We start from the raw sequence: 25837 nt of genomic DNA on the forward strand, positions 1-25837 counted from the left end.
CTTGACACAAAGGAGAACCGGAATGCTGCGCAAATTTCTGATGGCGACTGCGACGACGGCCATGCTGGCGGGTGCCGCCATGGCGCAAGATGCCACGTCGGACATTGTCGATACGGCCGTTGCAGCGGGCGATTTCACGACGCTGGTTGCGGCGGTGCAGGCGGCCGGGCTGGTGGACACGCTGAAAGGTGAAGGCCCGTTCACCGTCTTCGCGCCCACCGATGCTGCCTTTGCGGCTCTTCCCGAGGGCACGGTCGATACGCTGTTGATGCCCGAAAACAGGGATCAGCTCGTGTCGATCCTGACGTATCATGTGGTTCCCGGTGCCGTGATGTCCTCGGACCTGACCGAGGGGATGACGGCAGCTACCGTCCAGGGCGGCGACGTGACTTTCACGCTCGATGGCGGTGCCAAGGTCAATGACGCGAATATCACCGCGGCGGATATCGCGGCCTCGAACGGGGTGATCCATGTCATCGACACGGTCATCATGCCGCCCGCCAACTGAGGCAAATGGCACTGTTGGTCGTGCATGAACCAGATGACCCCGGCCATTGCGGCCGGGGTTTTGATTTATACGGATCAGCGAAGGCTGGATCCGGGGATGAAGCGATCGAACAGCGCAAGCATCAGGATCCCCGCGCCGCAAATCGTGGCGATGAGCCAGTCGCCCGCGCCCACGTTCGCAACGATCACGCCGAACAGCGCCCAGATCACCCCGGCGCGATAGGTCCAGAGGCGCGGGCGGGCGGATGCGACCGCAACAGCCGCAATCAGGACGCAAATGATCAGTGCGATGGCGGCTGTACGCGGCGACAGGATGCCGTATCCGGTCGCCACCACCGAAACGGCCACGCCCGTTGCGGCCGTTAGCCAGCCGGCATAGAGACCGACCGGCGCCCATTCGCGCCAGCTGTCACCGGCACGCAACATCGCAATGATGGCCGCAGCCGCCATTACAAGGATCATCACCGTGGCGATCGGTGGGGACCGCATGGCTGCCTCGATCCAGAAGACGCCGATGAACAGGCTGATGCCAAGGGGACTGGCGGCGCGGGGCCATTGCGGCATGGTTGCCGGGCGCCATAGAGCCCATGCGGCGGCGAGGATCAGTCCCAGATAGATCAATCCCCAGATGGAAAATGCCCATCCGACCGGCTGGGCGGGCCAGCGGTCTGCCTGCACGGGGAAGCTTTCGCGGTAGAAACCACCGAAGCCGTTCGACAGGAAGGGCGAAACGGCAAAGGCCACAGCCAGCAGAAGGACGGCAATCCTTGCGACGCGATCAGTCATGTCAGGTCTCCGATGTGTTGGCGCGGAAATGTGCCAGTGCCGCCAACGCGGCCTTACGCCCCTCCGCCAGCATGGCAGAGGGGCCCGCGCGCCATGGTCCGGTATGCCAGTCGCGCGGGGTGCTTTCGATCCATGCCACAGCCTCGGGGCCGGCGGCACGGTCGAACCCGGCAAGCCAGCGCCGACGATAGTCGCCACGAGGGTCATATTGCTCCGCCTGCCTTTCGGGGTTGAAGATGCGGAAATATGGCGCGGCATCGGGGCCGCAGCCCGCCACCCATTGCCAGTTCATCGCATTGGACGCCGGATCCCAGTCGGTCAGGCAATCGGCGAAATGTGCCAGTCCCGCCCGCCAGTCGATGAGCAGATGCTTGGTCAGCCAGCTTGCGACCACCATGCGCACGCGGTTGTGCATCTGTCCGGTCAACCACATCTCGCGCAGCCCGGCATCGACCAGCGCCACTCCGGTTTCAGCCCGCTGCCAGCGGATCAGGCTTGCGCCGTCCTTTTGCCAAGGAAAGCCCTCCCATTCGGAACGCCAGCAGGCGACCGGCATTTCCGGGAAGCCGATCAGCAGGTGCCAGGAAAATTCGCGCCAAAGCACCTCGGACAGAAATTTGTCGATGCCGGCAGCATGTTCTGGCGATATCTCCGCCCTGAGCATGGCCCTTGCCCAGATCGTTCGAGGGCTGATCTCGCCTACCGCCAGATGATCGGACAGGCGCGAGGTCGCGTCGAGATCGGGGCGATCCCGCTCGCGGGGATAAGCGCAGGCGCGGTCGAGAAAATCATCCAGCCCGGCAAGCGCGGCCTCTTCGCCCGCAGGCGCGGCAAATCGCTCCAGCGCGGCGCGGCCGCGGTGCAGGTCCGGCGCCAGATCGAGGGTGCTCAGGTCAAGCCCGCCGAGCGGTTCCGTGCAGGGTTCAATGCCCGGCGGGGCATCGGCGGCGGGCCGGTCGGGGCCGCGCTGCCGTACCGCCCGCGCAAAGGGGGAATAGACGCGGTAAGCCCCGCCATTTCCGCTGCGGACCGCGCCGGGATGGACGAGAAGATGCCCCGGATGCAGGATCAGCCCGGCGCCCAGGGGCCGCAGCGCCGCGCGCATACGGTCTTGCAGCGCCTGCATTTCCACCGTGGGCCAGTCCGACTGGTGCAGCTGACGCACGCTCAGCCGCTTCATCAGCGCCGGCAGGATTTCATGCGCCTCGCCGCGCAGCACGACGATGCCCTTTCCGCCGGTGCGGACCCGAAGTGCCGCATCAAAGATGCGGAGTGCGCGCTCAAGCCGCCAGCGGCTGGCCGCGCCCTGCGCCATGGTCAGCCGGTCGATGAAAAACACCGTCAGCAGCGGCCCGTCGGCAATAGCCGCCAGAAGCGCGGGGTTATCGCGCAGCCTGAAATCGCGGGTCAGCCAAAGAATGCCCGGCGCCGTCATTCAAGCCGCCTCATCCGCGTGACCAAGCGTCACCTGCACCACATCGCAGCGCGCGGTGGCGAAGGCAGCGGCGCAGCCCTCCAAATAGAACTGCCATCCGCGAAGGAAGGTGTCATCATAACCCAGCCGCTGGATACGGGGGCGCTGCTGCATCATCGTCTCGCACCAGATTCGGCATGTGCGGGCATAGTCCTGGCCAAAAGCGTGGCTGTCACGCACGCGCAGCCCGACTTTTGCCGCCTCATGGGCGATAATGGCGGAACAGGGCAGCATGCCGCCGGGAAACACATGCTGACGGATGAAGTCGGAGCGGCGGCGATAGACGGAAAACTCGGCATCCGGGACAGTGATAGCCTGCAAGACTGCCCGTCCACCCTGCGCCAGTCGCGTCTTGAGGGCGGCGAAATACGTTGGCCAATAGCGTTCGCCCACCGCCTCGATCATCTCGATCGACACGATGTTGTCAAACTGGCCCGTCACCTGACGGTAGTCCTGAAGCCGCACCTCGGCACGGCCATCCAGCCGGGCGTCGGCATAGCCCTTTTGCGAAGGAGAAAGCGTGATCGCGGTCACGTTGTGACCCCGCCCGGCTGCAGCTTCGGCGAACCCGCCCCAGCCGCAGCCGATTTCCAGCAGGCTTTCGCCCGGTGCCAGTTGGGACAGAATCCGCCGGTTCTTGCGCGCCTGCGCGCGGTGCAGATCATCGCCTTCGCCAAACAGTGCAGAGGAATAGGTCATGCCGGGGTCGAGCCAGAGCTGATAGAACTCGTTGCCGACATCGTAATGGGCGCGAATGTTGCGCCACGAGCCGCGAAGGCTGTTCAGCCGCACCAGCCGGTCAACCAGCCGCATCCGCATGGCCTGAAACCGCCCCGGCTCTCCCCACGCAGTCCGAAGGCCAAGGTTGCGCAGGGCCAGCGACAGGGTGTCCTCCAGTGTCTCGCTGTGCCAGTCGCCTGCGATCCAACCTTCGCCCAGCCCCACATCTCCGCGCAGCGCCAGACGCGGCAGCAGCCGCCAGTTGCGGATCTGCAAGTCGGCCTCGGGGCCGGCGGTGCCAAATCGGTGGCGCGTGCCCTCGGGCGTGGTCAGGGTCACGATGCCGTCGCCGATCTCTTCGAGGGCCGAAAGAAAGCGGGTTTTCAGGGAGTGTGTCTCAAGGCTCATCGGGTGATTTCCTGGTCCGGAGGCTCTGGGCGGCGGCGATAGGCGGCACCTTTCAGCTTCAGCCGCAGCGCATGCCAATAGATTTGTGCAATCACGCGCAACGCGCCGCCAGGCCGACTAAAAACCGTCGCAAGCACTGCGCGGTTGGTCAGCGGGATCAGCGGCCCGGTCATGGCGGTGTTGATGCCACCCGTGCCATCCATTTGGTCGATGCGGATGGCGATGCGGTCAGGATGCAGGGCGAACCGGAACTGGTATTTACCCGCCACATCCTGAAAGGGCGAGACGTGAAAGACCTTGCGCGCCGTCAATGCCGATTCGGCGTTGATCGGCGCAAGGTCGGGCTGGGCCAGCAGGTAGCTGTGGCGCTGGCCGAATGTGTTGTTGACCTCTGCAATCACCGCGATAAGCGCATCATCTTCGATCAGCATCCAGAAGCTGACCGGGTTGAACCAGTAGCCAAGAAACCGCGGCTGCGTCAGCAGCGCCAGCACCATACCCCGGCGCGGCGCAAGCCCGGCAGCGGCAAGCTGTGCCAAGGCCCAGGGGGCGCCGGTGCCCGAGCCGCGCAGCCCGCCATGGTCACTATCGTGAAACGAAATCAACCCGAATCGGTTATGCCTCATCAACCGGGGCGGGCGAACGTGCTCGGGCGCCAGCAACACATGATCGGCATGGGTGCGGAAGCTGTGGCGCAAGTCGCCGCGCCGGGCATGTGTCACCAGCGCCGGCATTGCCAGCACTTCGCCTGCCTGAAGACGCGCCGCGAGAGTCATGGCAGCACCGAAGCAGGCAGTAAACGACGCGCGATGCGCATGGCGCTGGCAAAGCCGTCCTCGTGAAAGCCGTTGCGCAGCCAAGCGCCGGCAAACCAGGTGTTGCGATTACCCTGCATCTCTGCAATCCGCGCCTGCGCGTCCAGCGCCGCCAGGTCAAAGACCGGATGGCGGAACGTCACCTGATCGTAGATCAGTCGCGGGTCGATGCCGTCACGCTGATTCAGCGTGACAAAAAGCGGATCGTCGTCGGGGATATTCTGAAGCCTGTTCATCCAGTATGTCACGCCCACAGACGCAAGCCCTGTATCGCCACGGCTGACCCACGAACTCCAGCAGCGGCGGCGGTGCGGCATCACGGATGGGTCGGCGTGCAGAACGGCGTGATTGGGCTGGAACCGGATCGACGAAAGGGCCGCGCGTTCGGTGGCGTTGGCATCTGTGAGCATCGCGAGCGTCTGGTCGGCATGGGCGGCAAGGATGACGTGGTCGAATACCTCAGCTTGCGCCCCCTCCGCGCTCAGGGTGACAATCCCGCCCGTTCGCGTGACCGCCCGCACGGGGGTGCCGGGCCGAAGATCGACCCCGGCCCGCACCAGCGCCGCCGTCAGCCGCTCGACATAGCGGATCGAGCCGCCGTCCACCGTCCACCACTGGTGATGTTCGCCCCGCGCAAGAAGCCCGTGGTTGCGCATGAACCGGACAAGCGCACGGGCCGGGAATTTGCCGATGTCGTGATCGGGCGTGGACCAGATCGCCCCGCAAAAGGGGTAGAGGTAATGAGCGCGGAACCGGGCACCCAGACGCATCCGGTCGATCAGCGCGCCGATGGTCAGGTCAGGAGTTGCCGCAACCTCGGACTCGGCCCCAGCGTTGAAGCGCAGGATGTCGCGGAGCATCAGGTGAAAGCGCGGGTCCACAATATTGCGGCGCTGGCCGAACAGCGCGTCGCCGGACCGCAGCGCATATTCCACCCGCCCGCCGTCCAACGAGACACCGAAGCTCATGTCGCTTTTGACGATGGGCACATCGAGGTCGCGGAACATCGCCGTCAGATGCGGGTAATTCACATGATTGAACACGATGAAGCCGGTATCCACCGGCTGATCGCTCCGCTTGCCGGCAAGAACCGTCCGCGCGTGGCCGCCAAGCCTGGGCGCTTCCTCAAACAGCGTCACCTGATGGTGGCGTGACAGCAGCCAAGCACTAGCCAGGCCTGAAATGCCGCCGCCGATGATAGCGATCCGCTGCGGAGAGCCTCTGGTCAAGTCAAAAGGCATCTGGCCTCCACTGGTTCTTCGCCATCCTTACGCGCGCAGATCGGCTTCGGATCAATCAGCAAAAAAATTTCTGTCAAAATGATCTGAAACGCACTGTCCCCCGTAAGTGCCGCATGAACGCCGCATTTGCGCCTGTTGGGCCAAGGTCCTATGAAATGCTAAGATCCACGGTCCTGCCGTTGGTCGATGAAGGTGCTTTGGGTTTCAGGGGGGAAGATCAGCAACCGATGGACGATCTTTCCGAGTTGAGTCGCGATCTGATCGCCGTCCGCGACAGTCGCGACCGCGCGGCGTTCGGGAGGCTTTTTGACCATTTCGCGCCACGGCTTAAGGCGATGATGCTCCGCGGCGGGTTGCGCGACGGCACTGCCGAGGACGTGGTGCAGGATGTGATGCTGGCGGTCTGGCACAAAGCCGGACAGTTCGACCCCCACCGCGCGGATGCAGCCGGCTGGATCTATGGCATTGCCCGGAACCGGCGCATCGACATGGCCCGCCGCCGTCCGCTGGCCCAGCCCGACGAGATGCCCGAGATCGAGAGCCTGGAACCCGACGCCGCCCAGATCATTGCGCTGCAGCAGGAAGCGCGCCACTTGGCAGACGCACTTGCGCGCCTCGCACCGGAACAGGCCGAGGCGCTGCGCGCTGCCTATTTCGACGACATTCCACACAGCCGCATCAGCGAAATGACGGGCTTGCCGCTTGGCACCATCAAGTCCCGCATCCGCCTTGGCCTTGAACGTCTCAGGCATGAGCTGAGGACAATCGCACCATGATCAGCATCCACCACCATATTCCCGACGACATGCTTGACGCGTATCGCGCAGGCACCTTGCCACATGCCTTTGGTGTGGTCGTGGCCGCGCACCTGTCGCTTTGCGATCAATGCCGTGCCGGCCAGGAGGCGGGCGACATGATCGGCGGTGCGCTTTTGCAGCATGCAGAAGGCGCAACCCTGCGACCCGACGCGCGTGACCGGATGATGACTGCACTAGACGCACCGCCCCCGCCGCCGCCTCTGCGCGCATCTGGGCCGTTTCCGTCTGCCGTGATGCACGAATTGGGCGGAAGGCCGCCGCGCTGGCGCATGCTGGGCGGCGGCATCCGCCAGCAGATCCTGACCGCCGATCGCGAAGGCTCATTGCGCCTGTTGTACATTCCGCCGGGAAAGGCAGTCCCCGAACACGGGCATCGGGGGCACGAACTGACACTTGTTCTTCAAGGCAGCTTTTCCGACAGCGGAGGCAACTTTCATCGCGGCGACGTCGAAGTGGCGCATGCCGACATCCACCACCAACCCGTTGCCGGCCGGGACGAGCCATGCATCTGCCTGGCGGCCACCGATGCGCCCTTGCGCTTTCACGCGCTGATTCCGCGGCTGTTGCAGCCGATCTTCCGGATCTGAAGATGAACTATGCGAGCCGCCGCATCTGGATCATTGGCGCCAGCGCCGGGATTGGCGCAGCCCTTGCCCGTGCGTTGGCCGGGCAAGGGGCGCAACTGATCTTGTCCGCCCGCGATGGCGACGCGCTGGAGGCGCTGGCGGCGGAGTGCGGCGGCGCGCAGGCCAGGCCGCTGGATCTGGCCCAGCCTGAAACGCTGGGGGCAGTGGTGGCACAGCTTACGCTTGAGGCACCGCTGGACGCGATCATCTGCACCGCCGCGCTTTATGATCCCGGTCGCGTGGCGGATATCGATCCCATGCGGGCCGAGGCGATGGTGCGCGTGAACATACTGGGCATGCTTGAGGTCGCCCGCCTTTGCCCGCCGCTGCTGCGCGATGGCGGTCAGCTGGTGCTGTTCGGCTCGGTTGCCGGTTACATCGGCCTGCCGGGGGGGCAGCCATATTCGGCAACCAAGGCGGCGGTCAACAACCTTGCCGAAACGCTTGCGATCGAACTGGCCCCGCGTGTGGACGTGCGGCTGGTCTGTCCAGGCTTCGTCCAGACCAGACTGACCGCCCGAAACACCTTCGCCATGCCTGCAATCATCACCGCCGAACAGGCGGCAGAGTCCGTGCTGCGCGGGATGCAACGGCGGGGATTTGAGATCCATTTCCCACGCCGCTTCACCCTTGCGATGAAGCTGATACGGGCCCTGCCTTATGCGCTGTCGCTGCGACTGATACGGCGCTTGCGCTGATCGTTCAGTTGAATCGCCCCGACAGCAGAACCACGCCGGCCCAGGCTGAAAACCCGGTCAGGAGCGTGCCCCACAACCCGTCGATAATGACCTGCTCCCACGACCAGTCGGCAAGCGTGGCATAATTTGTCATCTCATAGGTGCCATAACACATCAGCCCAATGATCAGGCCTCCGATCAGCGCGTGAACGGGATCATTCGCTTTCAGCGCGGGCCAGGAAACCAGCCACACAAGCCCGGCGACATATCCCAGATAGAACAGCGCAGCCGGACCAAGCCGCAACGGCTCGGCAAGAAGGTGGCCGACATTGCGCTCAAATACCGGCCGGATCAGAAACCGGATCCCCAGCACATCCAGAGCGAGGAACACCCCGGCGGTTGCAGCATAGAGGAAGGTAGCTTGAAGCATGAGAAGTCCTCTTCCCAGTTTCCGTCCAACCGCCGCAGATAGGCGGAGGCCTTCTGTCATATCAGCCTTTGACTTGCTCTACGCACGCAACCTTGCAGCAGATCAATTTCTCCGTGAAGAAAGGCAGACTACTCGCCCCATCCTCATAAACAGCAGTGCCGCGCGCATTCCTCGGGTGGATGTCAATCTCCCCTAACGGCATCGAATGTGCCAAACTCGTGATGCCTAAGCATCAGCTGAAGGAGGCAGCTTCATCAAAAAATATAATACAATCAAAAACTTGAAACTGGAGAAGGCTCGACGGCAGACCCATCCCCTCCGCCACTTGCCTTCGCGAAACGTGTCTCCCGATCCGGCTGCGGCGGGATCTTCCCGTTGTCTTCGAGGGTTATGCGGGAGCGGCTGAGCACTGCCCCCAGTTCCAAGATGCCCGAAATCGGTCTCTCGGGGCCGATATTCTCCTGACCTGATGACTGTGCCGGTTGGTGAATTTCTTACAGCAAGCTGAAATTGTGTGCTTTTCGGCTTTTCGGGATCGCCGGCCCGAATACTTCGATGCCGGTGGCGTTCGTGAGGGGGAGAATAAATCGAGCTATCGCCCTCAGAATAGTTCCGTGCTGCTCTCGTCGCGGATACGGAAGGGGTATCTTTCGCCCCTGATGGTGGGCGATTTCGATACCCCCCAACTTCGCCCTGCACCTCGCCGGTCTTCCTTCGCCACCGTGGTCATTGCCCGCCGCTGATCCGCAGTGGCCGTTTGCAACACCACGGAGGCCCGATCATGCCACATGAACCCGTCGTCCTGCCGCCGCGTTTTCTACGGACCAAGGAGGCCGCGACCTTTCTGAGCCTCTCGGCCCGGACGCTCGAAAAACACCGCACCTATGGAACCGGGCCAGCCTATCGCAAGCTCGGCGGCCGCGTCGTCTATGCCATCGACGATCTCGAAGCCTGGACCGAACGCGGCGCGGTGACCTCGACCTCCGATCCGCGCGGCTCCGTGCTGCCCGCCAAGCGTCATGCGTTTCCGTCCGGCCCGCAGGCCGGTCGTTACGCCCGCTGATCTCTCGCGGTTTCCTTCATGACGGTGCGACGTCGATCCCTTTCCGAGCGTGGGCAACTGGATCTGTTCAGGGCGCTCCCCGGCGATTTCGCGCCACGAGACGCACAGGATCTCATGGCCTATCCCTTCTTCTCCCTCGCCAAGTCGAAGCGCATCGCGCCGATCGACTTCGCAGCCGGCAATGTCTCCATCCGGGTCGAGGCTGTTCCCGATCACGGCATGGCCACGATCTGGGACGCCGATATCCTGATCTGGGCGGCCAGTCAGATCGTCGAAGCCCGCGACAGTGGCCTTCGCACCTCTCGGCTGATGGCCGCCACGCCCTATGAGATCCTCACCTATGTCGGGCGCGGCACCGGCTTGCGCGATTATCAGCGCCTGAAGGCGGCGCTCGACCGGCTGCAATCGACCACGATTTCCACCTCGATCCGCCAGCCGGTCGAAGGCCGTCGGCATCGCTTCTCGTGGATCAACGAGTGGCAGGAGCGCACCGACCGTAGCGGTCGGCCCGATGGTATCGAAATGATCGTGCCGGACTGGTTCTACCAGGCCGTTCTCGATGATGCGCTCGTGCTGACCATCGACCGGACCTATTTCGACCTGACCGGCGGCCTTGACCGCTGGCTCTATCGCCTGGTGCGCAAGCACGGCGGCCGTCAGCGTGATGGTTGGCGGTTCGACTTCCGCCATCTCCATCAGAAATCCGGCAGCCTGTCGCCGTTCAAGCGCTTTGCTTTCGAGCTGCGCGACATCATCCGGCGTCAGCCGCTGCCCGGCTATTCGCTCTTCGTTGAGGCCGAGGTTGGCGGGCGGATGCTGCTGGCCTTCGAGCCAGTCGCGCCCTGTGGAAAACCTGTGGATGGCCTCGTGCTATCAGGAACCCGGACTATCGTGCTATCGGGAACCGGAGGCTCGTGCTATCAGGAACCGAAACCGGGCTTAACGCTTGGAACTCATTCAGGAAATCGCGCCCTTAACTTAGAGTCTAACGAAGAGTCTAACTTTGAAGAGCGCGCGCGCGATGTGGAAAACCTCATCCGCGACACCGCCAGAAGCCTCAGCATAGCCGCGAAGAAGAGGGCATCCGGCGCCCCGACATCGCCTCGACCGGCATCTGATCGAAGCGCAACCGAAGCTCCTGAATCTGCCGACACGCCGCGCCTGCCTCTCGATCTGCCGGGGGGTGGCCGATGATCATCGCGCTCCTCAACCAGAAGGGCGGTGTCGGCAAGACGACGCTGGCGCTGCATCTTGCCGGTGAACTGGCTCAGGGTGGCAAGCGCGTCACCCTGATCGACGCCGATCCGCAGGGCTCGGCCCTCGACTGGTCGCAGCAACGCGCGCGTGAGGGCCTGCCGCGTGCCTTCGGCACACTCGGCCTGGCGCGTGACACGCTGCATCGTGAGGCACCAGAGCTTGCCCGCGATGCCGATCATATCGTCATCGACGGGCCACCGCGCGTCGCCGGTCTCATGCGCTCCGCGCTGCTCGCCGCCGATCTTGTGCTGATCCCGGTGCAGCCATCGCCGTTCGACGGCTGGGCCTCGGCCGAGATGCTCGCCCTCCTTGCGGAGGCGCGCATCTACCGACCCCAGCTCGTCGCCCGCTTCGTGCTCAACCGTTGCGGCGCGCGCACCGTCATCGCCCGCGAGACGGCCGAGACGCTGGCTGACTACGATCCGCCGCTGCTCGCCAGCGTCATCGGCCAGCGCGTCGTCTTCGCTGACGCCGCGCAAACCGGGCGGCTCGCCAGCGAGATCGCCGCCCGATCACCTGCGGCGCGCGAGATCGCCGCACTGGCCGCCGAGGTCGGACGGCTGGGCATCGGGAGGGCATCGGCATGACGCTCCTCACCGGCGACTGCCGCGAACAGATGCCCTGGCACGCACCCTACGACATGATCCTCGCCGATCCGCCCTATGGCGACACCTCGCTCGCCTGGGATCGGCGCGTCGAGGGCTGGGTCGTGCTGGCGCGCGCCGCCCTCAGGCCGACCGGCTCGCTCTGGGTCTTCGGCTCGCTGCGCAGCTTCATGGCGACCGCCGACCGCTTCACTGACGCCGGCTTGCGGATCGCGCAGGAGATCGTCTGGGAAAAGCAGAACGGCACCGGCTTTCATGCCGACCGCTTCAAGCGGGTGCATGAACTGGCCGTCCAGTTCTATCCCGCCGAGACCGCTTGGCGTGACATCTACAACGACGTCCAGACCACGCCCGACGCGACGGCCCGCACGGTGCGGCGCAAGCAGCGCCCGCCCCATACCGGCCAGATCGACGCCGGCCATTATGTCAGCCATGACGGCGGGCCGCGCCTCATGCGCTCGGTCATCTACCTGCGCAACTGCCACGGCCGCGCCATCCATCCGACCGAAAAGCCGTCGGCGCTCCTGGAGATCCTGATCCGCACGAGCTGCCCCGAAGGCGGCCTGGTCGGCGACTGGTTCGCCGGTTCCGGCGCGGCCGGGGAAGCCTGCCGGCTTTCCGGCCGGCGCTATCTCGGCTGCGAGATCGACCCCGACATGGCCGAGTGCGCGCGGGCGCGCATCGCCACCGTGCTGCCATTCCATGACGGAATTTCGTCATGACGGCGCGCACCGAGAAGCGCAGCTTCGCTACGCGCCCGGCCGATCCCGATAGCTGGATCAAGGCCGGCGACGCGCCGCCGCCGCGCACGGATACCGCCGACGCCTATTCGGCGCGGCTGACCGTGGACATCACGCCGGCGCTGCGCGGCCGCATCAAGATCGCGGCCTTCCAGCGCGGCATCACCGTCGCCGACATGCTGCGCGACCTGCTGGCGCGCGAGTTTCCCGACATAGGGGGAGACCGCCCATGATCGGCATCGACGCCCATGACGGCGATCTGACTCGCGCGGAACTGACCTGGGTGGAAGGCAAGACCGAATACTGGATCAGATTCGGCCATGCGACTGGTGAGCAGATCCTCGATCGCAACCGGCGTGTTGTATTCTTCCATCCCGGCACGGTGTTTGCGTTCGTCCGCTGGGCGGCGAACGACCACGGCACGATCATTTCGCGCCTCGACATCCTGCGCGCGGTTGCGCCGGGCCAGTCCTATCAGACGCTGCCCTTCGTCCGTCCAGGCGGCGAAGTCCTGCTGAAGATCGAAGGCTGGCCGAAGGTCGAGGCTGTCCTTCGCCATGTCGACGGGATCGAGGCCATAGGTGTCGATCCGGCCCAAGTCGATCCCGATCATTGGCGGCACGTCTCCCACTGGATAAACGCAGGCGAAGCGCCGCGTCCCTACACCGCGGAGCGTCATCAGGCATGGCTCTGGCGGCGGGAGATCGCCCCATGACGCGCTTTCGCTATGTCATGGTGACGACGGTTGCCACGCTCGGGATCGCCTTTGCCGGATTCGTTCCGACTGCGCCAAGGCTGGTCTGGAACGCATCGGCCAGCGTGCCGATCGGGTTCTATACTGTCGCACCCGACGACCGGATCGCGGTGCCCGATCTGGTCGCCGTCATCCCACCCGAACCCTTCGCCTCGTTTATGGTCGAGCGCGGCTACGTCGCACGCGACGTGCCGCTTCTGAAGCACGTTCTCGGCCTGCCCGGACAGCGCCTGTGCCGCGATGGCCGCGCCATTATCGTCGACGGCGTTCCGCTCGGCGAGGCGCGCGACCACGACAGCTTCGGCCGAGACCTGCCGGTCTGGCAGGGCTGTCGCGTCATCGCCGAGGGCGAAGTGTTCCTGATGAACCCGGACGTCGGCGACAGCCTCGACGGCCGCTATTTCGGCCCGTTCCCCGCCTCGGCGGTGATCGGCCACGCGATCCCGCTTTTCACCGACGAAGACGGCGAGGGCCGCTTTGTCTGGCGCGCGCCGATGCGGTGACAGCGCGTCCAGAGCGGGGCCGTTGAGCCGTCCCGCGTCTTCTCCACCGCATAGGAAAGGAGCCTTCCATGGCACAGATCGGCCAGTTTACCCGCACCCCGTCCGGCTATTCCGGGCGACTCCGCACGCTCTCGCTGGACGTCGAGCTGACCTTCACGCCGTCGGAAAATGCGGACGCCGACAAGGCGCCTGCCTATCGCATCCATCTCGGCGATGAGTATGGGCCGGAAGTCGGCGCAGGCTGGAAACATTCCGGCGAGCGCGCGGGACCGTTCGTCTCCGTGCTTCTCGACGATCCAGTTTTCCAGCAGCCGATCCGCGCCCGCCTGTTCCAGTCGGACGAAGACGGCCGCGACTGGGGCTTGCACTGGACCCGCCAAAAGAAGCGCGACGAGCAGGAGTGATCATGGTCACGTCCTGCATCCGTCCCGCCTCGGGGAGATGTGGCGCCCGCCGCCGCATCCTCCTCCTTCTTCTTTCCGGCCTGTTCGTCACAGCCATTGCCCCGCTGCCCGGCCTGGCGCAGATCGCCGTGATGGGTCGTGCCGTCGCCGTGCATCCGCACGGCGCCCATATCGAAGAGGCTTCGCAGCGGTTCGGCATCCCGGCGGCATGGATCATCGCCGTGATGCAGGTCGAAAGCGCGGGCAATATGCACGCCATATCGTCTGCCGGCGCGATGGGGCTGATGCAGGTCATGCCCTCGACTTGGGCGGAGCTGCGCATCCGCCATGCTCTCGGCCGCGACCCCTTCGAGCCGCGCGACAACATCCTCGCGGGCACCGCCTACCTACGCGAGATGTGGGATCGCTACGGCAATGTCGCCGCGATGCTCGCGGCCTACAATGCCGGTCCCGGTCGCTACGATGAATACCGCGCGACGGCTCGTCCGCTGCCTGCCGAGACGCGCGCCTATGTCGCTGCTTTGACGCCGATCCTGCTCGGCGAGCGGCCTTCCGGCAGCGGCTCGACGGTCGCTCCGCCGCCCGACTGGCGCGAGGCGGCGCTCTTCGTCGCGCGTGAAATCGGCGCTTCCGCTGCCGATCCCGCGTCCCCCGACCGCACGCCGGACGATGCCCCTTCGCTCGTCCCGGCGGCACCGGACGCACTCACCGCCTTGCAGTCGGAGGGGCTGTTCGTCGCCCGCGATGCCGGTGGGGACCGGCCATGAGCAGCGGCACCGCAATTCGCATCCCATCGGGCGCTGGCGTGTCATGGAGGGCGCAGAGGGTGGCGGCAGGCACCACGACCGAAAGATGGCAGGATAAAAGCGCGCACGGTGCGGCTCAGGCGGGCGGTTGTTTTTGCTCATGTTTCTGGCGCGTTTCGCACCGTGCCGCGTTATCGCGCACCGTGTGCTTCGCGTCCATCTTCCTGATTTTCTTCTCAGTTTTGCACCGTGCGGGGATGTGCCATGTCCGATGAGCACGAGTTCCGCATCCGTCCGGGGCGCATCCGATCAACTCGTGCGCAGCAAACCCGTCCTTTCATCGCACAGGCGCTTGCCGCCGCGAAAAAGGCCGGAGGTGGCGTCTCGCGATCCGGCCGCGTCACATCCGGCAATCGTTCCCGCTTCGGGCGCGGCCAGCGCGCCAGCGTACAGGCCAACCGCCTCATCACCTCCCGTACACGCGGGGCCGTCGTCAAGGCACGCGTCGTTCGCCACATGGCGTCGTCGGCGCCGCTTGGGGCGCATCTTGATTACCTGCGCCGTGACGGCGTGACCCGAGACGGAGAGAAGGCAAGGCTGTTCGGGCCGGGAACGGAGGATGCCGATGGTCGCGCTTTCGCGGAGCGCTGCGGTGATGACCGGCATCATTTCCGGTTCATCGTCTCGCCTGACGACGCGCTGGATATGTCCGACCTCCGATCCTTCACCGACGATCTTGTCGGCCAGATGGAAAAGGATCTCGGCACGCGCCTCGATTGGGTGGCGGTCGCTCACTGGAACACGGCGCATCCGCATGTCCATCTGATCGTGCGCGGCACCCGCGACGACGGGCAGGATCTCGTGATTTCCCGCGCCTACATCAAGGAGGGGATGCGGGACCGGGCGCGCGATCTCATCACCCTGGAGCTGGGGCCGCGCACCGATCTCGACATCCGCCGCAGCCTTGAGGCCCAGGTCGAGGCCGAGCGCTGGACACAGATCGACCGCCAGCTTTTCCGTGATGCCGGCAAGTCCGGTGTCGTGGATCTCGCACCCCATGCCGACCGACCGCAGGACGAGTTCCATACGTTGAAGGTTGGCAGGCTCCGCACCCTCGAAGTCCTCGGGGTCGCTGATCAGATCGGCCCGGCGCAATGGGTGATCAGGCCCGAGGCCGAGACAGTCCTGCGCGAGATTGGTGAGCGCGGCGACATCATCAAGCGTATGCACCGCGCCCTGACCGAACGCGGCATCGAGCGCGGCTCGGCCAGCTATGTCCTCGCCGGTGAAAGCCTCGACGTTCCGGTCATCGGCCGTCTGGTCGAGCGCGGCCTTGATGACGAGTTGAAGGGCACCGCCTATGCCGTGGTCGATGGTGTTGACGGCCGCAGCCATCATATCAAGCTGCCGCATCTGGATGCCGCCGGCGACAGCCCACCCGGCTCGATTGTCGAGCTGCGCGCTTATGAGGATGCGCAAGGTGCGCGCCGTGTCGCGCTTGCCGTCCGCTCCGATCTCGATCTCGGCGCTCAGGTCGGCGCGTCGGGTGCGACCTGGCTCGACCGGCAGGCCATCGCCCGAGATCCGATTGCGCTTTCCGACAGCGGCTTCGGCGCCGAGGTCCGTCAGGCTCTGGATGACCGCGCGGAACATCTGATCGGCGAGGGCTATGCCGAACGACAGGGCGGACGCGTGGTCTTTGCGCGCCGGCTGCTCAGCACGCTGCGCAGGCGCGAACTCGACAGCCTTGCCGAGAAGCTCGCAGGTGAGACCGGCATGTCCTTCGAGCGTGCCGCCAGCGGCGAATATGTCGCCGGTTCTTATCGCCAGCGCTTCGCGCTCGCCTCCGGCCGTTTTGCCATGATCGAGGGTCCCGGACCCGACGGAGGCCTCGGCTTCCAGCTCGTGCCCTGGTCGCCCTCTTTGGAAAAGCAGATCGGCCGTCACGTCTCCGGCGTTGCCCGCGACGATGGCGGTGTCGATTGGGACTTCGGGCGAAAGCGCAGCCTCGGCCTCTGACCTCAACCGGAAAGGATCTCCGCCCATGTCCGCCACCAAAATCCTCTGGGGACAGATATCCATCGTCTTCCTGATCATCCTCGCCACCACCTGGGGCGCGACGCAATATGTTGCCTGGAGCCTCGGCTATCAGGCGCAACTCGGGCCGCCCTGGTTCGAGCTGTTCGGCGTGCCGGTCTATTATCCGCCCGCGATCTTCTGGTGGTGGTATTTCTACGAAGCCTATGCGCCGCCGATCTTTGCCAAGGGCGGGATCATCGCGGCCTCGGGCGGCTTCATCGCCATCGCGGTCGCCATAGGCATGTCGGTCTGGCGGGCGCGCGAGGCGAAGGGCGTCGCCACCTATGGCTCGGCGCGATGGGCCTCAAAGCCCGAGGTGAAGGCTGCGGGCCTGCTCGATCCCGATGGTGTGGTCCTCGGCCGATATGACCGCGAGTATCTGCGGCACGACGGTCCCGAGCATGTGCTGTGTTTCGCGCCGACCCGTTCGGGCAAGGGCGTCGGCCTGGTGGTGCCGACGCTGTTGACCTGGCCGGGGTCCGCCATCGTCCACGACATCAAGGGCGAGAACTGGCAACTTACTGCGGGGTTTCGTTCACACCACGGCCGGGTGCTGCTCTTCGATCCGACCAACCCGAAATCCTCGGCCTATAATCCCCTGCTTGAGGTGCGTCGCGGAGAGTGGGAAGTGCGGGACGTGCAGAACATCGCCGATATCCTCGTCGATCCCGAAGGCAGCCTCGACAAGCGCAACCATTGGGAAAAGACCTCCCATTCACTCCTTGTCGGCGCGATCCTGCATGTTCTCTATGCCGAACCCGACAAGACGCTGGCTGGCGTGGCCAGGTTCCTGTCGGATCCCAAGCGTCCGGTGGACTCCACCCTGCGCGCCATGATGACAACCGCGCATCTGGGTGAGGCGGGTCCGCATCCGGTCGTGGCCAGTGCGGCGCGCGAGCTGCGCAACAAGTCCGAGAACGAGCGATCGGGCGTGTTGTCGACGGCGATGTCGTTTCTGGGCCTCTATCGCGATCCCGTCGTGGCCGAGGTCACGCGCCGCTCCGACTGGCGGATCAGCGATATTGTGGCCGGTGATCAGCCAACCACGCTCTATCTCGTGGTGCCGCCATCCGACATCAACCGAACCAAGCCCCTGATGCGTTTGCTGCTGAACCAGGTCGGCCGTCGCCTGACCGAGGATCTGCAGGCGAATGCCGGGCGGCATCGGCTGCTCTTGATGCTCGACGAGTTTCCGGCGCTCGGGCGACTGGACTTCTTCGAGACGGCGCTGGCGTTCATGGCCGGCTACGGCCTCAAGAGCTTCCTGATCGCGCAGTCGCTGAACCAGATCGAGAAGGCCTATGGGCCGAACAACTCGATCCTCGACAACTGCCATGTCCGCGTGAGTTTCGCCACGAACGACGAACGCACCGCCAAGCGCGTATCCGACGCCCTCGGCACCGCCACCGAGATGAAGGCGATGAAGAACTATGCCGGGCACCGGCTGTCCCCCTGGCTCGGGCATCTCATGGTGTCGCGTTCGGAAACCGCGCGGCAATTGCTGACGCCAGGCGAGATCATGCAGCTTCCGCCGCACGAAGAGATCGTCATGGTGGCGGGCATCCCGCCGATCCGGGCGACGAAAGCGCGCTATTACGAGGATGCCCGGTTTCGGGAGCGCGTGCTGTCTCCACCTGACTTGATGCGCCCCGGAGAACCCCGCCCCGACGACTGGACCACGCTTCCGATCCCGGCGCGACCTGGGCCTGCCGAGGATGATGAGGACCGCATGGGGGATGATGAAGATCCGACCGAATCCGAACGCCGGTTGCAGCCCGAACTCAGCCGCGTAAAGCCGGTCGAGAAGAAAAAGCCGGTCGAGAACGAGTTCGACTTCGACCCGCCCGATGATGTCGACGAGGAGGCTGTCCAGAACCGGCGGATGACCCGGCAGGTGCAGGGGATCGCCCGGCAGGTCGCCATGGACCCGAACGACGGCATGGATTTGTAGGACCATGACGCAACGCAAGAAGAAGGCGAAGGTCACGATCTATCTCGACCCAGACGTCACCGAGGCGCTGGCTGACTTCGCCGCGCGCCGGGATCGCTCGCAGTCCATGATCGCCGAAGCCGCCATTGCATCATTCCTTTCACCGGACGATGCCGAGCGACGTGAGGCGATCATCGCCAAGCGTCTCGACCAGATCGACCGTCGCATTACGCGGGTGGAACGTGATGTCGGCATCGCCGTCGAGAGCCTGGCGGTGTTCATCCGCTTCTGGCTGATGACGACGCCAGCCCTGCCCGAGCCGGCGGCGAAGGCGGCCAAGGCCAAATCTGCCGAGCGATATGAGGCATTCATCACGGCACTCGGTCGGCGCCTCGCTCAGGGGCCGAAGCTGCGGCAGGAGATCTCGGAGGACGTAGCGGGATCGGATAGCTGACTTGGTGCATATAGTCATGAAGTCAGCCGCAGGCACATGTCGAAGATGAACTTCCTCCATAGGTTTGATGCCGCAAACAATGGACATTCCCGTGACCAGTGCCTATCTTGCCTAAATGTTCTCGCGCCTCCTCGCCATGCTTGCCGTACTCGCGATCGCCGTCATGACGACGGTGACTGCTGGGCATGCGGCGCGTCAGGGCGCGGATCCGGATCACACCATGCATGTCAGCAACACGATGCAGGTCGATGCCGGTCATACAGAATCCTGCGACGGTGGACGGCACTGCGGATCAGGTGACGTCGCGAGCTGTGAGATACTTTGCGCCGGTGTATCGGTCTTCCTGACCTCGCTCAGCGAAGGGTCTGGCAGCAATTTTGCGCATGTGAGCCATGACTTGTCGGCTGCTGAAAATGTCGCCAGTCGGGTACCTGGACTGAACGAGCGTCCTCCCAAGCTCCGTCTCCTCTGATCGCGCGTCCGGGCTCGGGCCCGCGGCGTCCTGTCGGTGTTGATGAACGGGACCAGCTGTCCCGAGGAGACGACCATGAATACTCTTTCACGACGCGGCTTTCTTACCGCTGGCGAAGCCATGTCGGGCTATGCGCAGCTCCCTCGCATCGCGACAGCGCAGGGTGCTGCCTCGCTCTCAGGCGCGAGGCGCGACACGGTCTATGTGCCACCGATGTCGATGGTCGATGTCGCGCTCCACGCCAGCGAGGCGGCGCGCTGGATGCTGCATTGCCACCACATGCCGCATCTCGAAACCGGCAAGATGACCGAATCCGCAGCCAGCGCATAGTCGGGCGATGACCGAGGACAAGACGCCGAGGAGGCGTAAAAATGACCAGCAAGACTGAACACGATCATCAGCACCACGATCATTCGGCCCACGGCCATGCGCAGGGGCACGCGGCTGCGGCACCGGACAGTGCCCACAAGGTCAAGGACCCGGTCTGCGGCATGATGGTCGACCCGCATACGACCGCGCACAAGGCCGAACATGCGGGGCGACCCTATTACTTCTGCTCGGCAAGCTGTCACGAGAAATTCCTGGCCGATCCGGAACGCTATCTCGACCCCGCCGCCGCGACGGAAAGGGCCGAGCCGGTGCCGGAAGGCACGATCTACACCTGTCCGATGCACCCCGAGGTCCGGCAGGTCGGCCCGGGGTCATGCCCGATCTGCGGCATGGCGCTGGAGCCGGTGCTGGTCAGCCTCGATGCCGGGCCGAACGAGGAACTGATCGACATGACGCGCCGGTTCTGGATCGGGCTGGTGCTGACGCTGCCGGTGTTCGTGCTGGAGATGGGCGGCCACCTTCTCAGTCTGGACCACCTCATCAGCCAGCGGACGTCGAACTGGATCCAGATGTTGCTGGCGACGCCAGTGGTGCTGTGGGCGGGCTGGCCATTCTTCCAGCGTGGCTGGCAGTCGCTGGTCAACCGCAGCCTCAACATGTTCACGCTGATCGCGATGGGCACCGGGGCGGCCTGGGTCTACAGCATGGTGGCGACACTTGCGCCCGGCATCTTCCCAGATGCGTTCCGGCAAGCCGACGGCTCGGTCGCGGTCTATTTCGAGGCGGCGGCGGTCATCACCGTCCTTGTCCTGCTCGGGCAGGTGCTGGAATTGCGTGCGCGCGAAAGCACCAGCGGCGCGATCCGGGCGCTCTTGGACCTTGCCCCCAAGACGGCACGGATCATTCGTGACGATGGCACCGAGGAGGAGGTGCAGCTCGATGCAGTTCATGTCGGCGACCGGTTGCGGGTCCGGCCCGGCGAGAAGGTGCCCGTCGATGGCGAGGTGCTGGAAGGACGCAGCGCTGTCGACGAGTCGATGGTGACAGGTGAGTCGATGCCGGTCACCAAGGAGGTCGGCGCCACCGCCATCGGCGGCACCATGAACCAGTCCGGCGCGCTGGTGATCGAGGCGAAGAAGGTCGGTCGCGACACCATGCTGTCGCAGATCGTCCAGCTTGTTGCCGAGGCGCAGCGGAGCCGTGCCCCGATCCAGCGCCTGGCGGATCAGGTCTCGGGCTGGTTCGTGCCGGCGGTGATCGTGGTCGCGGTTCTCGCCTTCGTCGCCTGGTCGATCTGGGGACCGGAGCCGCGCTTCTCCTTCGGTCTGATCGCCGCCGTGTCGGTCCTGATCATTGCCTGTCCCTGCGCGCTGGGGCTGGCGACGCCGATGTCGATCATGGTCGGCGTCGGCCGTGGCGCACAGGCGGGCGTGCTGATCAAGAACGCCGAGGCGCTGGAGCATATGGAGAAGATCGACACCATCATCGTCGACAAGACCGGGACACTGACGGAAGGGCGCCCCGCCGTCACCGCCATCGTGCCGGCGCCGGGGTTCACCGAGGAAGAGGCGCTGCGGCTTGCCGCCAGCGTCGAGCGAGCCAGCGAGCATCCGCTGGCGCTGGCCATCGTGCGCGCCGCAGAGGAACGCGGTATCGCGACCGCACCGGTTGCGGATTTCGACTCGCCCACCGGCAAGGGCGCCTATGGCACGGTCGAGGGCAAGCGCATCCCCCTGGGCAACGCCAAATTCCTTGCCGAACAGGGCGTCGATGTCGCGCCGCTGGCCGACAAGGCCGACCGGCTGCGCGAGGATGGGGCGACCGCGATCTTCATGGGCGTGGACGACCGCGTCGCCGCGATCTTCGCCATCGCCGATCCGGTCAAGCCGTCGACGCCCGAGGCGCTGGCCGCGCTGAAGGCGCAGGGCATCCGCGTGGTGATGCTGACCGGCGACAACTGGACCACCGCGAAGGCCGTCGCCCGCCAGCTTGGCATTGACGAGGTCGAGGCCGAGGTGCTGCCAGATCAGAAAAGCGCGGTCGTGCAGCGGCACAAGGCGGCGGGCGAGGTGGTGGCGATGGCGGGCGATGGCGTCAACGACGCGCCGGCTTTGGCTGCCGCCGATGTCGGCATCGCCATGGGCACCGGCACCGATGTGGCGATGGAAAGCGCCGGCGTCACCCTGCTGAAGGGTGATTTGACCGGCATCGTCCGGGCGCGCAAGCTCTCGGAAGCGGTCATGGGCAATATCCGCCAGAACCTGTTCTTCGCCTTCATCTACAACGCATTGGGTGTGCCGGTCGCCGCCGGGGTGCTGTATCCGTTCTTCGGCATCCTGCTGTCGCCGATCATCGCTGCGGCGGCCATGGCGCTGTCCTCGGTCAGCGTGATCGCCAATGCAGCAAGGCTGCGGAGGGTGAAGCTGTGATGTTGGCGGAGCCATCAGCCGGCCCGCACGGGCGCCGGCTCACCCCTTTCCTGCGTCGCGCCCGGACCCTGACGGCGAGACAATCCAATCCATGCAACGAGGTTTGACGATGAGAGACAATCGCAGCATCAGCCGACGCGCCATTCTTGCCGCTGCCGGCGCACTTCCCCTGCTGATGGCGACGGCAAGCTGGGGGCAGGCAGAGCCCCTGCCACTGGTGAACGTCACCAAGGATCCGTCCTGCGGCTGCTGCGACGGCTGGGCCGCGCATCTCAAAGCCGCAGGCTTCCCGGTGCGGGTGGTGGAATCCGCCGATATGGGCAGCCTCAAGCAGCGGCTCGGCGTGCCGGAGGACCTGGCGTCCTGCCACACCGCCGACGTGGGCGGCTATGTGATCGAGGGCCATGTGCCCGCCGCCGCGATCCGCCGCCTTCTGGCCGAGCGGCCCGAGGCCAAGGGGCTGGCCGTTCCCGGCATGCCCGCCGGCTCGCCCGGCATGGATTTCCTGGGTGTCGCGCCGGAGCCGTATGAAGCGTTCCTGTTCGGCCCGACCACGCGGAGCTTTGGCCGCTTCCTCGGCCCGCGGGAAATCTGACACGGGGCTGCCGACATGACCGCCCGGCTTGCGAATGACCCGAAACAGCACCCGGCCGAGGCGGCTTGCCTCCGCCAGTGGGAAGGTGGCGCATGACCGGGCGGACGCGAGCTGTTTCCCGGGCAGGATACGGACGCTTGCGCCGGTTTGCGGTCGGCATCCTGCTGCTGGCCATCGGCGCCGTGGTCATGCAAGCTCCGGCACATGCCAGCCCCGCCGGTCACGCCGTCCACCAGCAACAGGCTGCCGGCACGGCAAGCCACTGCGTCGGCCATCACCTGTCGGACGACCTTGGCGCGGATCCAGCTACTGGCTGCGTGAAAGCCGACGGTAGCCCAGATCTGGCGGGTTGCTGCCAGACCTGTCTGACTGCCGCGGTTCTCGTCGCGCCGCCGGAGTTCGGTCCGCCCGTGAGTGGCGAGGTTTTCACGGTTGTGCGTCCTGATCCCCACGACCGATCACCCGAAGGCATCCTGAGGCCGCCGCGTCGTGGCGCTGCGTGATGCGCCGGGATCGCCGCGAGATGTCTGCAGCCGATCCGGCGCCAGTCCGAAAGACCGCATGAACAGATGGAGATGCGCGCCCGTAAGCCCGGGCCGGCGCTCCAGAACCAAAGGATGAATACAATGAACCGAACCGCAATCGCCCTTGCTGTCAGCCTGCTGGCAGGCTTGCCAGGGGCTGCCCTCGCCCAGGCCGGGCATGACGCCCATCACCCGGTAACGCCGCCTGCGCAGGCCGAGCAGGCGCCCGCGCCAACGCCGCCTGCGGGCCAGATGCCCGCCATGCAAGGGATGATGCCCGAACAGTGCCGGGCCATGATGCAGGCCATGACTCCTGAATGCGCGGGCGCGATGCAGCAGATGATGCAGGGCGGGATGATGCAGGGGGTGACAGGCGCGCCGAACGCCGGGGTCGCCCCGGCGAACGAAAGCCGTCCAGACTTCACGCGGGCCTATGTCGAGGCGATGGACGCGATGCACGTGCCGATGATGGACGGCGTCATGGCCGACGATCCGGATGTCGCCTTCGTCCGCGGCATGATCCCGCATCATCAGGGCGCGATCGACATGGCCAGGATCGTCCAGCAATACGGCGACGATCCGCAAACGAAAGAATGGGCTACCCAGATCATCGAAGCGCAGGAACGCGAGATCGCTGAAATGCAGGCGTGGCTGGCGACGAACGCCGGCGATGCACAGGCCGCCCTCGCCCGGACCGGCGGGACCGTCTGGTCCGCCAATGAAGGCGGCAACTCCATCAGCGCCATCGATCTCGGCACCGGAGCGGTCCAGACCGTTTCCATCCCGGTCGCACCGCACAACGTCGATCTGACGCCCGACGGCAAGCTGCTGCTGGCGGTCGGTGATCCCGCCGCCGAGGCGGATCACGGGTCCGGCGGACACGGTCACGGCGCGGAAGGCGCCGCCGAGGGTCAGCTGGTCATCCTCGATCCGCAGAACTTGTCGACGCCCAAGGCGACTGTTGCAGTGGGCTCGCACCCGGCCCATGTGGTCGCCGACCGGCTGGGCCGCGCTTTTGTCTCGCTGGCTGGCGGCGACGGGATCGCCGTGGTCGACCTCGCAAGGGCTGAGGTCATCGGGCGCATCCCGACGGGCGATTATCCGCACGGCCTGCGGCTAAGCCCGGACGAGACGCAGCTTTATGTCGCCAATGTCGAAGACGGGTCCGTGTCCGTGATCGACACGCAGGCACTTTCCGAGGTTGCGCGCATTCCGGTCGGGTCCGCGCCCGTGCAGGTCGCGTTCACCCCTGCGGGCGATCGGGTCTATGTCTCGCTTCGCGACGAGAACCGCGTCGCTGTGATCGACACCGCATCCCGCGAGGTCACGCGCAGGATCCACGTCGGCCCGAACCCGATTCAGACGTTCGTGACCCCGGATGGGGCCTATGTCTATGTCGCCGACCAAGGCACCGAGGCCGCGCCGAACGATACCGTGTCGGTGATCGGCACCGCGACCGGTCAGGTGGTGAAGACCCTCACCACCGGCGGCGGCGCTCATGGCGTGTCGGCATCGGCCGATGGGGCGTTGGTGTTCGTGACCAACATTGCCGACGATACGGTGTCGATTATCGACGTGAGGAGACAGGAAGTAGTCAAGACAGTGCCGGTCGGCGATCGCCCGAATGGCATCGTCTACGGTAGCGGAAGCCGATAGTTGGTAGGTGCCGGAGCGCATGCGCTCCGGCACCCAATCTAGAGAACGTTGTTGACTTATTATGGATGTCAATCAATGACTTGGCAGCGCTATTGTCAGTGCGGCCGCGGAGATAGTGTGGATTTGATCCTCCTAAAGGAGGCCCTCTCCAAAATGGATGCCCCCTGTCAAATGTTTGGCATCCACGCTGAAGCCTTCAGTTGGACGCAAGTCAGCGCACAAATCCCGCTTCTGGCGTCGAGGCGACCACATTCATGGGTGCGAAAGATTCTAAAAAGCAGTCCTATCTCTCAGTCCGATCGATCAGCCGCAGGTCTGCCAGTGCCCGCTGACCAAGTGACTGATGAGGCTCACCGCCGTTTTCCTGTATTTGCACGCCACGCTACTACGATGGTCGAAACTTGTTGAAAAGGCGCGCTTTGGGTCTCCTTTAGTTATCCCCATCCGGGGATCATCTCTCGCCTCCCCGGTGGAACGGGGACGAGATGGCAGGCATCAACCACAAACAGGCAACGGTGGACCGCGGCGCGCGCATGCTCCGGACGGCGCTCGGGCCTGCCATCTCAACCCTGCTGCAAGACCCGTCCGTCGTCGAGGTCATGCTGAACCCCGACGGCCGGATCTGGGTGGACCGGCTGTCCGAAGGATTGGCCGACACCGGCGAGACGCTATCCGCCGCCGATGGCGAGCGCATCGTGCGCCTGGTTGCTCATCATGTCGGCGTCGAAGTCCACACCCGTAGCCCACGCGTGTCGGCAGAACTGCCCGAGACCGGCGAGCGCTTTGAGGGCTTG

Annotated in this window: 27 protein-coding genes and 2 pseudogenes; 23 read left to right on the forward strand and 6 right to left on the reverse strand. The window is 65.2% G+C overall.

The features are described 5' to 3' along the window. Positions 1-22 precede the first annotated feature (22 nt). On the forward strand, positions 23-508 hold the full coding sequence (locus RGD00_RS15130; RefSeq protein WP_310458149.1) for a fasciclin domain-containing protein: 486 nt from the start codon (positions 23-25) through the stop codon (positions 506-508). A 74-nt stretch (positions 509-582) separates the two neighbouring features. Here RGD00_RS15130 and RGD00_RS15135 read toward each other — a convergent pair whose 3' ends face one another. Genes RGD00_RS15135 through RGD00_RS15155 form a run of 5 tightly spaced genes read right to left on the reverse strand, consistent with a single transcriptional unit; the run spans position 583 to position 5951 of the window. After that, positions 583-1293: a tryptophan-rich sensory protein gene (locus tag RGD00_RS15135; protein WP_090848901.1), complete on the reverse strand. Its 711-nt coding sequence runs from the start codon at positions 1291-1293 to the stop codon at positions 583-585. Between the two features lies 1 nt (position 1294). Continuing rightward, positions 1295-2728, reverse strand: coding sequence for a cryptochrome/photolyase family protein (locus tag RGD00_RS15140; protein WP_310458150.1), 1434 nt, complete (start codon positions 2726-2728; stop codon positions 1295-1297). Next, on the reverse strand, positions 2729-3895 hold the full coding sequence (locus RGD00_RS15145) for an SAM-dependent methyltransferase (RefSeq protein ID WP_090848899.1): 1167 nt from the start codon (positions 3893-3895) through the stop codon (positions 2729-2731). Beyond that, on the reverse strand, positions 3892-4671 hold the full coding sequence (locus RGD00_RS15150; protein WP_090848898.1) for a DUF1365 domain-containing protein: 780 nt from the start codon (positions 4669-4671) through the stop codon (positions 3892-3894). Before RGD00_RS15150 ends, RGD00_RS15145 begins: the two co-directional genes overlap by 4 nt. Further along, on the reverse strand, positions 4668-5951 hold the full coding sequence (locus RGD00_RS15155) for an NAD(P)/FAD-dependent oxidoreductase (RefSeq protein ID WP_310458151.1): 1284 nt from the start codon (positions 5949-5951) through the stop codon (positions 4668-4670). Before RGD00_RS15155 ends, RGD00_RS15150 begins: the two co-directional genes overlap by 4 nt. Positions 5952-6178: 227 nt before the next feature. Between RGD00_RS15155 and RGD00_RS15160 the strand changes: the two genes are divergently transcribed. The 3 genes from RGD00_RS15160 to RGD00_RS15170 are packed head-to-tail and all read left to right on the forward strand — an operon-like array spanning position 6179 to position 8093. Further along, the gene (locus RGD00_RS15160; protein WP_028714583.1) at positions 6179-6727 is read left to right on the forward strand and encodes a sigma-70 family RNA polymerase sigma factor; all 549 of its coding nucleotides are present in this window, start codon (positions 6179-6181) and stop codon (positions 6725-6727) included. Then, complete coding sequence (locus RGD00_RS15165; RefSeq protein ID WP_090848896.1) at positions 6724-7356, forward strand: ChrR family anti-sigma-E factor; 633 nt, start codon at positions 6724-6726, stop codon at positions 7354-7356. Before RGD00_RS15160 ends, RGD00_RS15165 begins: the two co-directional genes overlap by 4 nt. Before the next feature lie 2 nt (positions 7357-7358). Then, a complete protein-coding gene (locus RGD00_RS15170) occupies positions 7359-8093 on the forward strand; it encodes an SDR family NAD(P)-dependent oxidoreductase (RefSeq protein ID WP_090848895.1) in 735 nt (244 codons plus the stop codon). A gap of 4 nt (positions 8094-8097) precedes the next feature. Here the strand turns inward: RGD00_RS15170 and RGD00_RS15175 are convergent, their stop codons facing one another. Continuing rightward, entirely contained in the window at positions 8098-8502 is a 405-nt protein-coding gene (locus tag RGD00_RS15175) for a DUF2177 family protein (RefSeq protein WP_090848894.1), read from the reverse strand. A gap of 781 nt (positions 8503-9283) precedes the next feature. Here RGD00_RS15175 and RGD00_RS15180 point away from each other — a divergent pair. The 19 genes and pseudogenes from RGD00_RS15180 to RGD00_RS15270 form a co-directional block, all read left to right on the forward strand. Beyond that, positions 9284-9565 carry a helix-turn-helix transcriptional regulator gene (locus tag RGD00_RS15180; protein ID WP_012092626.1) on the forward strand — a complete coding sequence of 94 codons (282 nt, stop codon included), beginning with the start codon at positions 9284-9286 and terminating at the stop codon, positions 9563-9565. 18 nt (positions 9566-9583) lie between these two features. Continuing rightward, positions 9584-10759 carry a replication initiator protein A gene (locus tag RGD00_RS15185; RefSeq protein ID WP_090848893.1) on the forward strand — a complete coding sequence of 392 codons (1176 nt, stop codon included), beginning with the start codon at positions 9584-9586 and terminating at the stop codon, positions 10757-10759. Then, positions 10756-11409 carry a ParA family partition ATPase gene (gene parA / locus RGD00_RS15190; RefSeq protein ID WP_090848892.1) on the forward strand — a complete coding sequence of 218 codons (654 nt, stop codon included), beginning with the start codon at positions 10756-10758 and terminating at the stop codon, positions 11407-11409. The genes RGD00_RS15185 and parA overlap by 4 nt, the downstream gene beginning before the upstream one ends. Next, on the forward strand, positions 11406-12149 hold the full coding sequence (locus RGD00_RS15195) for a DNA-methyltransferase (protein WP_310458152.1): 744 nt from the start codon (positions 11406-11408) through the stop codon (positions 12147-12149). The genes parA and RGD00_RS15195 overlap by 4 nt, the downstream gene beginning before the upstream one ends. Continuing rightward, on the forward strand, positions 12146-12400 hold the full coding sequence (locus RGD00_RS15200) for a hypothetical protein (protein ID WP_058099080.1): 255 nt from the start codon (positions 12146-12148) through the stop codon (positions 12398-12400). The genes RGD00_RS15195 and RGD00_RS15200 overlap by 4 nt, the downstream gene beginning before the upstream one ends. After that, entirely contained in the window at positions 12397-12882 is a 486-nt protein-coding gene (locus tag RGD00_RS15205; RefSeq protein ID WP_310458153.1) for a DUF2840 domain-containing protein, read from the forward strand. Before RGD00_RS15200 ends, RGD00_RS15205 begins: the two co-directional genes overlap by 4 nt. Continuing rightward, positions 12879-13424 carry a S26 family signal peptidase gene (locus RGD00_RS15210; RefSeq protein ID WP_012092632.1) on the forward strand — a complete coding sequence of 182 codons (546 nt, stop codon included), beginning with the start codon at positions 12879-12881 and terminating at the stop codon, positions 13422-13424. Before RGD00_RS15205 ends, RGD00_RS15210 begins: the two co-directional genes overlap by 4 nt. A 68-nt stretch (positions 13425-13492) precedes the next feature. Next, entirely contained in the window at positions 13493-13828 is a 336-nt protein-coding gene (locus RGD00_RS15215) for a DUF736 domain-containing protein (RefSeq protein ID WP_012092633.1), read from the forward strand. Positions 13829-13830: 2 nt separating this feature from the next. Continuing rightward, positions 13831-14595 (forward strand): lytic transglycosylase domain-containing protein, encoded by a 765-nt coding sequence (locus RGD00_RS15220; RefSeq protein ID WP_012092634.1) that lies wholly within the window; start codon positions 13831-13833, stop codon positions 14593-14595. A 243-nt stretch (positions 14596-14838) separates the two neighbouring features. Then, on the forward strand, positions 14839-16593 hold the full coding sequence (locus tag RGD00_RS15225) for a relaxase/mobilization nuclease domain-containing protein (protein WP_090848888.1): 1755 nt from the start codon (positions 14839-14841) through the stop codon (positions 16591-16593). A gap of 25 nt (positions 16594-16618) precedes the next feature. Beyond that, a complete protein-coding gene (locus tag RGD00_RS15230; RefSeq protein WP_310458154.1) occupies positions 16619-18604 on the forward strand; it encodes a conjugal transfer protein TraG in 1986 nt (661 codons plus the stop codon). A gap of 4 nt (positions 18605-18608) precedes the next feature. Next, positions 18609-19037, forward strand: coding sequence for a CopG family transcriptional regulator (locus tag RGD00_RS15235; RefSeq protein ID WP_310458155.1), 429 nt, complete (start codon positions 18609-18611; stop codon positions 19035-19037). Between the two features lie 115 nt (positions 19038-19152). Continuing rightward, positions 19153-19509 (forward strand): hypothetical protein, encoded by a 357-nt coding sequence (locus tag RGD00_RS15240; protein WP_310458156.1) that lies wholly within the window; start codon positions 19153-19155, stop codon positions 19507-19509. 174 nt (positions 19510-19683) lie between these two features. After that, positions 19684-19839, forward strand: a pseudogene (locus tag RGD00_RS15245) (multicopper oxidase domain-containing protein); the annotation flags it as partial. A 41-nt stretch (positions 19840-19880) separates the two neighbouring features. Further along, positions 19881-22268 carry a heavy metal translocating P-type ATPase gene (locus tag RGD00_RS15250; RefSeq protein WP_310458157.1) on the forward strand — a complete coding sequence of 796 codons (2388 nt, stop codon included), beginning with the start codon at positions 19881-19883 and terminating at the stop codon, positions 22266-22268. Between the two features lie 109 nt (positions 22269-22377). Continuing rightward, positions 22378-22863, forward strand: a complete 486-nt coding sequence (locus RGD00_RS15255) for a DUF411 domain-containing protein (protein WP_310458158.1) — start codon at positions 22378-22380, stop codon at positions 22861-22863. A gap of 137 nt (positions 22864-23000) precedes the next feature. Then, positions 23001-23366, forward strand: a complete 366-nt coding sequence (locus RGD00_RS15260; protein WP_310458159.1) for a hypothetical protein — start codon at positions 23001-23003, stop codon at positions 23364-23366. A 123-nt stretch (positions 23367-23489) separates the two neighbouring features. Beyond that, on the forward strand, positions 23490-25043 hold the full coding sequence (gene copM, locus RGD00_RS15265; RefSeq protein ID WP_310458160.1) for a CopM family metallochaperone: 1554 nt from the start codon (positions 23490-23492) through the stop codon (positions 25041-25043). Between the two features lie 533 nt (positions 25044-25576). After that, positions 25577-25837: pseudogene (locus tag RGD00_RS15270) on the forward strand (P-type conjugative transfer ATPase TrbB); the annotation flags it as partial.

Origin of the sequence: Ruixingdingia sedimenti (genome assembly GCF_031432425.1) — a bacterium.
GTDB lineage: Bacteria > Pseudomonadota > Alphaproteobacteria > Rhodobacterales > Rhodobacteraceae > Ruixingdingia > Ruixingdingia sedimenti.